Source organism: Halobacillus sp. BBL2006 (genome assembly GCF_000786645.1).
Classification (GTDB): Bacteria; Bacillota; Bacilli; order Bacillales; family Halobacillaceae; genus Halobacillus.
This window is the reverse complement of the sequence record NZ_JRNX01000184.1, coordinates 1-6,540: the sequence shown is the minus strand read 5'-3', so window position 1 is coordinate 6,540 and position 6,540 is coordinate 1. Positions and strand designations below refer to the sequence as shown.

At 41.5% G+C, this 6,540-nt stretch carries 7 protein-coding genes and 1 other annotated feature; of the genes, 2 read left to right on the top strand and 5 right to left on the bottom strand.

Features of this window, described 5'->3' with window-relative positions; all coding sequences use genetic code 11:
- Positions 1 to 468: 468 nt before the first annotated feature.
- The 3 genes from LD39_RS06620 to leuS all read right to left on the bottom strand — a co-directional run bounded on the left by LD39_RS06620 (position 469) and on the right by leuS (position 3,663).
- The gene (locus tag LD39_RS06620; protein ID WP_035544259.1) at positions 469 to 795 is read right to left on the bottom strand and encodes a rhodanese-like domain-containing protein; all 327 of its coding nucleotides are present in this window, start codon (positions 793 to 795) and stop codon (positions 469 to 471) included.
- Between the two features lie 19 nt (positions 796 to 814).
- Complete coding sequence (locus LD39_RS06615; protein ID WP_035544257.1) at positions 815 to 1,126, bottom strand: rhodanese-like domain-containing protein; 312 nt, start codon at positions 1,124 to 1,126, stop codon at positions 815 to 817.
- 122 nt (positions 1,127 to 1,248) lie between these two features.
- Positions 1,249 to 3,663: a leucine--tRNA ligase gene (gene leuS / locus LD39_RS06610; protein ID WP_035544255.1), complete on the bottom strand. Its 2,415-nt coding sequence runs from the start codon at positions 3,661 to 3,663 to the stop codon at positions 1,249 to 1,251.
- Between the two features lie 53 nt (positions 3,664 to 3,716).
- Positions 3,717 to 3,936 (bottom strand) — a binding site (T-box leader).
- A 114-nt stretch (positions 3,937 to 4,050) separates the two neighbouring features.
- Between leuS and LD39_RS23025 the strand changes: the two genes are divergently transcribed.
- Positions 4,051 to 4,188 carry a hypothetical protein gene (locus tag LD39_RS23025; RefSeq protein ID WP_197061401.1) on the top strand — a complete coding sequence of 46 codons (138 nt, stop codon included), beginning with the start codon at positions 4,051 to 4,053 and terminating at the stop codon, positions 4,186 to 4,188.
- A gap of 27 nt (positions 4,189 to 4,215) precedes the next feature.
- On the opposite strand, the gene LD39_RS06605 is transcribed toward LD39_RS23025, so the two are convergent.
- On the bottom strand, positions 4,216 to 5,085 hold the full coding sequence (locus LD39_RS06605; RefSeq protein WP_035544254.1) for a WD40 repeat domain-containing protein: 870 nt from the start codon (positions 5,083 to 5,085) through the stop codon (positions 4,216 to 4,218).
- Positions 5,086 to 5,197: 112 nt separating this feature from the next.
- Between LD39_RS06605 and LD39_RS06600 the strand changes: the two genes are divergently transcribed.
- Positions 5,198 to 5,770 carry a class I SAM-dependent methyltransferase gene (locus LD39_RS06600; RefSeq protein ID WP_035544252.1) on the top strand — a complete coding sequence of 191 codons (573 nt, stop codon included), beginning with the start codon at positions 5,198 to 5,200 and terminating at the stop codon, positions 5,768 to 5,770.
- Between the two features lie 8 nt (positions 5,771 to 5,778).
- Here LD39_RS06600 and LD39_RS06595 read toward each other — a convergent pair.
- On the bottom strand, positions 5,779 to 6,540 hold a 762-nt coding region (locus tag LD39_RS06595), incomplete at its 5' end, for a DUF2600 family protein (RefSeq protein WP_035544249.1).

Genomic DNA, 6,540 nt, shown 5'->3' with positions numbered 1-6,540 from the left:
TGACGTACTGGTTGGTTCGTTCAGTTTTCAAAGATCAATGACTGTCTGTTGCGACAGTAATCAAATTTTAGCATAAAGTGTAATAAGCTGTCAATAGAGTTTAATAGATTTTGTTAAATAAAATCTATTGTGCTTTGTGCGCTTGTGCTCTCAAATAAGCAACGTTAACTATATTACACGCCTAAAAAGATAAAGTCAATAGATTCATAGATTTTTTATTAAGTTTTTTTCCCTTAATTAGGACCAATGTTTAACTTTATTTGTTTTACAACAACCAGTAATAATTGTTTGGCAAATGTGAAAGAGTATTGAACAATCCCTCTCAGTCTTACTGGATAATTAAGAAAAGTTCATTACTGAGAGATTGACTTAAGGACGAGCCATTTCCCACAACCCCTTTTTCTAGCTAAAGGACAAAATATTAACAGAAGAAGAAAAACTCTCTTCTTTATAAAACCAAGAAGAGAGTTATGGTTGAACATAATAAATAGATCTACGACGATGTTTACGTATCATTTTGGCAGCTAGTTTCGCTCCTCTTTTATCATCAGTCACTACAAGGATTTGCTTTGTACAATCAAACCGCTCTTTTAGTGCTCGAGGTAAATAGCTTAAAGGAATGTTTTCTGCTCCAGGGTATGGAGCACGATGAGCAGAAATATAATCCCTTATATCAATGACACAAAAATCGTCTATGGAGCCGGAGTTTTTAGGAAATGGTTTTAAAGCCTTCCTATAAGCATCATAAATCAAAAGCAAACTGAAAATAGACACTATTAAATATACATATAGCATTTCTTCTTATCCTCACTTGTTAAAAAACCAGCTCTCCGTTCCATTTCAGCATACCGCCTTCCATGTTCTTCACATCTTGAAACCCTTTTTCTTTCATGAACTCTGCAGCGTTCATGCTACGGCGGCCGGAACGGCAGATCATTACGTATTGCTGATCTTTAGGCAAGTGGTCAACTTCGTTTGGAATTCGCCCTAATGGAATGTGCTTTGCAGTGGGAACCATTCCTTCGGCAACTTCTTCATCTTCACGCACATCAATGATTGTAAGTTTATTATTCTCCTCAATCATTCTTTCTACTTCTTGAGGTGTGATTTCTTCAATCTGACTCATAGGAAGATCCTCCTTTAATTTCATTATGCAAACCAAATGTAATGAATATGACTTGTAAAGTCAAGAATTTGATTTTCTTCTATAATATAGGAAGAGTCGCCCTCAGGCGACCCCCATCCCAATTAATTAGCAACAATATTAACTAACTTTCCAGGCACGGCAATAACTTTTCGAACCGTTTTCCCTTCAAGCCATTGCTGGACATGTTCATTTTCCAAGGCTTCTTTCTCAAGGTCTTCTTTCGAAGCATCTTTATTGACCATGATCTTGGCACGGACTTTCCCCATTACCTGGACGACAATTTCAACTTCGTCTTCCACCAGTTTGGACTCATCATAAGTAGGCCAAGCTTGATAGCTGACAGTTTCAGAATGACCAAGCTTTTCCCAAATTTCTTCAGCAAGGTGTGGAGCAACAGGAGAAAGCAGTTTGACGAAACCTTCCACATATTCTTTTGGAAGCTCATTCACTCTATACCCTTCATTAATGAAGACCATCATCTGGGAGATCCCTGTGTTAAAACGAAGTTCTTCAAAATTCTCGGTTACTTTCTTCACTGTTTCATGATAGACCTTTTCAAGCGTACCATCCTTACTGTTGTCCTTGATTGCATCTGATCGTTCTCCGTCTTCAACGAACAATCTCCATACGCGATCAAGGAAACGACGGGCACCGTCAAGTCCATTCGTCGACCAAGCAATTGAGGCATCCAATGGTCCCATGAACATCTCATACAGACGCAGTGTATCTGCACCGTGAGAGTAAACAATGTCATCAGGATTTACAACGTTCCCCTTCGACTTACTCATTTTCTCATTATTCTCCCCAAGGATCATCCCCTGATTGAACAGCTTCTGGAATGGCTCTTTTGTTGGAACTACACCTGCATCATATAGGACTTTGTGCCAGAAACGTGCATATAGCAGGTGAAGAACCGCATGTTCAGCGCCACCGATGTAAACATCAATCGGAAGCCATTTCTTTAACTTGTCAAAATCCGCAAACATCTCATCGTTTTTAGGATCGATATAACGCAAGTAGTACCAGCAGCTTCCTGCCCATTGCGGCATCGTGTTTGTTTCTCGGCGTCCTTTCATCCCCGTTTCCGGATCAACGACATTTACCCATTCATCAATATTAGCTAATGGAGATTCTCCTGTGCCGGAAGGCTTAATTTCTGATGTTTTAGGGAGCTCTATTGGAAGATCCTCTTCTGCTACTGGAGTGATGGAACCATCTTCCCAATGAATGACAGGGATAGGCTCACCCCAGTACCTCTGACGGCTGAACAGCCAGTCACGCAAACGGTAGGTTGTCTTTTTCTCCCCTTTATCGTTCTCCTCAAGCCAACTGATCGCCTTATCTATCGCTTCTTCTTTATCCAGTCCATTTAGAAACTCAGAATTGATGTGTTTTCCGTCTCCAGTGTATGCTTCTTCCTCCACATTCCCGCCTTCTACGACAGGAATGATTGGCAGATCAAACTTCTGAGCAAACTCATAGTCCCTTTCATCATGGGCAGGTACAGCCATGATCGCTCCACTTCCATAGCTCATCAATACATAGTCAGCTACCCAAATCGGAAGCTTTTCTCCATTGATCGGATTCACGGCATATGCGCCTGTGAATACACCAGACTTATCTTTTGCTAAATCCGTCCGCTCCAGATCACTCTTATTTTTAGCTTTATCGATGTAAGCATCAACATCGCCTTTTTGTGCTTCTGCTACGATTTGGTCAACGAGTGGATGCTCCGGCGCAAGAACTGCGTATGTGGCACCGGACAGGGTATCTGGACGGGTTGTAAATACATCGAATGACTGCTCCATTCCATCGATCGTAAACGTCACTTCCGCTCCTTCAGATTTACCAATCCAGTTGCGCTGCATATCCTTGATGCTTTCTGGCCAATCCAAGTCTTCTAGGTCATCAAGCAGGCGATCTGCGTAAGCCGTAATTTTCAACATCCATTGCTTCATCGGACGTCGTTCAACGGGATGACCTCCGCGTTCACTCTTTCCATCAATGACTTCTTCATTAGCTAAGACGGTCCCAAGGGCAGGGCACCAGTTCACAGCCACTTCATCGATGTAAGCAAGACCTTTTTCATAAAGTTTAAGGAAAATCCATTGCGTCCACTTATAGTAATTCGGATCAGTCGTATTCACTTCACGATCCCAATCATAGGAGAAGCCAAGTTCTTGAATTTGACGTCGGAAAGTATTGATATTCTGTTCTGTAAACTCTTCAGGGTCATTTCCTGTGTCGAGAGCGTACTGTTCGGCAGGCAGCCCAAATGCGTCCCAGCCGATCGGATGGAGCACTTCATACCCTTGCATCCTTTTCATACGGGAAAGAATATCTGTAGCCGTATACCCTTCTGGGTGTCCGACATGTAAGCCCGCCCCTGATGGATAAGGGAACATATCCAATGCGTAGAATTTCTTTTTGTCTGAATGGCTGTCCGTTTTAAACGTTTTATTGCTCAGCCAGTGATTCTGCCACTTTTTTTCGATCGTCTTATGATCAAAAGCCATTTGTTTTCCTCCTCATTCTTCTCTATAAAAAATATAAAAAGCCCCTCATCCCAATATGGGACGAGAGGCTTGATTCCCGCGGTACCACCCAAATTAACGTGTCATTAAACGTTCACTCGAGGTCGATAACGGCGACTACACCGGCAAAAGCTACCATTTATGTTCACTTCCGCGACATCCAAGGCGAGTTCACAAAGATCAAGGACAGCTTTCACCGACCGCTGTCTCTCTACAACATGAAACTTTGCTACTACTCCTTTTCCACGTCATTTCGTTTATATTCGTATCTTAATGAAACAGAAGTCCTTTGTCAAGCTGCTCCTGCCTATGCTTACGTCTTATGGAAAAAGGTAAATGAACAACATATGATCCAATAAGGAGGCAACAATGAGAAAGATCATTCGCAAAGCCACCGAATACGCAAAACGTAATCCAGAGAAGACGAAACGTTACGCCAAAAAAGCGTACGATACAGTCCAGCGTTACAGAAAGAAAAGCAAATCCAACCCAAGACCTAAACCTTAACCTGCATAGCTCCTCGTGCAGGTTTTTCTAAGTTAGGATGTTGATTGTCCTTATGCTTTTATCCGCTGAACCAATGACAAGGTTTGAACCATCTGGTGAGTAGTTGACACTGTAATTTCCCTTGGCAGGTAATTCATTTTCAATCACTGATAAGTTTGAAAGGGAAATTCTCTTCAGTTGATAAGGCATTGTGATTGCCACTTCTAAACCATCCGGAGATACATCAAGACCGTAATAGCCTTTGTCACCAACTTTGAACTTTTCCAACGCCTGGTGAGTAGTCATATCCCAAAGGATCAAACCGCCGTCATAACCAATAGACACCGCATGTCGATCTTCATCAAAAAAGCAAAACCCCATTGTTGCTTCAGTGTGTGCGTCCATTTGTTCCAGCTCTTCACAACTTGGAAGATCGAAACGGCGAACCGCTGAATCCAACCCTCCGATGATGGCATGATTGTGATGCTTCCCTGTCTCTAGGACTCCAATATTGTTCTTATCACTTTTCACTTTTTTCACTAGCTCTCCGTCTGTCATTTCCCAAAGGGTAATCATGTTTGCTTTTGTACTTGTAATGAAATAATTTTCATCTTTTGTCACTTTGAGATGTTGAACTCCTGACTTTAAATCCTTCCTTTGCTGTAACGGTCGGCTGCTAGAAATTTCATGAGTAAGAATCGTTCCATCTCCAGAAGCCGAAATGATTTTTCTACCTTTATCGAACCAGCAAACACCATTTATCGTTTCCGTATGCCCTTCGAAAACCTGTACTTTTTCCTCTTGCTCTACTCCCCATAAAAACAGTTCACCCTTGAACCCCGCAGAAACGATATACTGGCTGTCAGGACTAAATAACACTTTATTGACATGGGCAGAGTGAGCCTTCCATGTTTTCATAAATTCTTCCTCCAATCCAGATAACGTTTATATTTATTAGCTTAGAACCCAGTCCTTCTTTCATGCTACAATAACTCTGAACTTACAAACCAATTTGGAGGCAATAGTCACAATGATTTTAAAACGCATTTTAGATTATTCTCATACATTAATGGAACAATCCTTAAATAAAGGCGACATTGCGATCGATGCTACTTGTGGGAATGGTCACGATACCTTCTTCCTTGCAGAGCTAGTCGGGGAAGAAGGTCATGTTTATGGATTTGATATTCAGCTTAAAGCAATTCAAAATACAGAAAAGCGACTAATCGAGAACTCTATAGAACACCGAGTAACTCTCAATCACGATTCCCATAGCAGGATCAAAGAAGTCATTCCTGAGGCACATCAACAAAATATTCAAGCAGCCATCTTCAACTTAGGATATCTTCCTGGCAGTGATAAACAAGTAGTTACAACTCCTGACGAGACAATCACATCGGTTGATAAACTTCTGACTCTATTGAAGCAAGGAGGACTTATTGTCCTTGTTGTATATCATGGCCATCCAGGCGGAAAAGAGGAGAAGGCTGCTTTGATGGAATACGTCACTTCTCTTGATCAGAAAAATTTTCGTGTCCTTCAATACGGGTTCATCAATCAAAAGAACAGCCCACCCTTTATTATCGCCATTGAAAAACAATAGCCCGGGGCCTATAAAGGTCTCCCAGGCTTTAATTTATGATACATCTTCGTATTGTAGTAAAAGAACGTAGCCTTTTTACCGCTTACTTTAAGAAGGTCCCTTACAAAACTCTTCGCATTCTTCAATTTACCTACTTTACGATCTGCTAAGTACATGCCGACAAGACCCTCGTGAATCATTTGATGAAAAGGGGCATTCGGCAGTTTCTGAATTTCCCCGTGCGTCTGTTTGACAAAATATTCAAAGCGTTTCTTCATCTCTTCTTCATGTGCGTAGTAGGCACAGAAATTGAGGTCCCCTTCTTCTTCGTCTTCTTGTTGATCGATATAGTAATCAAGCAAGATATGGAGTCCCTGCATAAACGGAAAATAGCTTCGTTCCACTTGTTCAGCCAAACGCTTATCCATTGAACCGCCCAATGTATAGGAGACTAAACAGAAAATACCGAGTGTCGAGCCGGTACAGGCAGAAAATTCATACCACTCTAAATGTGGCCATTCCGACTGGTGGTTCTCAAACCAATTTTTCAATCTTGGTATTCTTTCTTCTTCGATCACATGCTTATGTACTTGAAGATCATTATAGAGAGAACCCAATTTGACTGTATGGTGCTGAACTATACTGTAGGAGGAAGATCCGAGCACGTGCTGACAGGTTTCAACAAGCTCTTGAAGATAACCTCCGTCATTCTTATCCGACCTATAATAATAATAATCCTTAACCTCATTTCCAGGAGATAATGCGTCCGTCATCGATTGGTGCAGCATCCG